This window comes from Oleiphilus sp. HI0086 (assembly GCF_001635225.1).
On sequence record NZ_LWFZ01000131.1, the window covers coordinates 1 to 694 of the forward strand.

1 protein-coding gene is annotated in these 694 nt (G+C 43.4%); it reads right to left on the bottom strand.

Annotated elements, in window-relative coordinates; translation table 11 throughout:
* Positions 1–175 precede the first annotated feature (175 nt).
* Positions 176–622 carry an NUDIX hydrolase gene (locus A3756_RS01880; RefSeq protein ID WP_068513378.1) on the bottom strand — a complete coding sequence of 149 codons (447 nt, stop codon included), beginning with the start codon at positions 620–622 and terminating at the stop codon, positions 176–178.
* Between the last annotated feature and the right edge of the window lie 72 nt (positions 623–694).

Sequence of the window (694 nt, forward strand, 5' to 3'; positions counted from 1 at the left end):
TTAAGCTGGCCTTGTGCAAAAGTTTTCTCATTATTATTTAGTGTTTTTTCAAGCGCTAGATTCAGTTTTCGCAAGGACGCGGCCCCATTGTTTCTATTCCGATCAAAAAAACTATCTTGAGATAAGCTTAAGAGAAAAACGCTGTTTTTTATATAATTCTTGTTTTGACGACTGCTTAGGTCGTGTACTCATATATGGTATCGAGTGCTAGGTGGTCTTTTTGGAAGTAGTCATCAAAACACTTTAGTACGAGCGGGCTGCGGAGTTTATCTTCTAGTGCTCGTATCTCATCCATGCTCAACCAATGAGCAGCAATAATATCTTTATCGAGCTTATCGCTCTCTTTTTCAAGTGCTTCGGCGGCAAAGCAAAAGCGGTAATAACATACGCCATTTTGTGGGGCGGTATAGGTATATAAGCCAATAAATCCCGTGAGCTTGACGCGCCAGCCGGTCTCTTCCAACGTTTCTCGAATAGCGGCTTCTTGTATGCTTTCACCTTGCTCTATATGACCGGCAGGTTGGTTGAATACGGTTTTCCCATGAGAGCGTTCTTCAACGAGTAACAGCTTGCCATCTCGCTCGACAAGCGTGGCGACGGTTGCATGGGGTGTCCAGGTCATGATTGTGTTAAATCCTTTATATAGTCGGTGTGCCAGTAAAGCGGATATCTTATCAGTGAGCTGAACATTTCA